Source organism: Streptococcus oralis (assembly GCF_003942585.1).
Lineage (GTDB): Bacteria > Bacillota > Bacilli > Lactobacillales > Streptococcaceae > Streptococcus > Streptococcus oralis_BE.
Window position 1 is genome coordinate 1 of record NZ_RJNK01000031.1, and the last position, 588, is coordinate 588.

1 protein-coding gene is annotated in these 588 nt (G+C 24.3%); it reads right to left on the reverse strand.

Translation table 11 applies throughout. The features are described from left to right. Positions 1–419 (reverse strand): hypothetical protein (locus D8862_RS09525; RefSeq protein WP_142998965.1); only part of this gene is annotated, 419 nt, incomplete at its 3' end. Between the last annotated feature and the right edge of the window lie 169 nt (positions 420–588).

Genomic DNA, 588 nt, shown 5'->3' on the forward strand with positions numbered 1-588 from the left:
GCATTATTAAGATTATTATCAACTAAACCTAAAAAGTAACGTAAACACATGAAATAATCACTTAATTGAATTAGTTTTTTTTGATATTTTAGTTCCTTTATTAATTCCAAAATAGTTTCATTTAAAAGATGGTACTCTGACCGTTCCTTATTGAGTTTATTTAAATTTCTACTTAAATATATCTCCGAAATAAAACGTTTTAATTCTTTTTTTCTTAAACTTTTATTACTAAATTCAAAACAATCTTGAATACCATCCCATTCCTTTCCAATTCTATTGTAAAAAGCACATAAAAGAAACATACTCACAAGGTTAGCATTAGCTGAAACCGATTCCTCCTTATCAATTAGTTCCATATAAATATAACTTGTTTTATCATAATAGAAATCAAATTCCTCTTGATTATCTCCTCTAATCATACAGATTTTTAAATTCTTTTAACACTCAATTGCCTCAACTAACTTTAAATTTGATTTCTCAGACTCTAAAAGTATAACAGGAAATAAATTCATAAATAATTTTATTAATTCATCGGCACTATTAACATTACAAAAATATTTTATAAAAGAAAACTCGGAAGTTAAATCA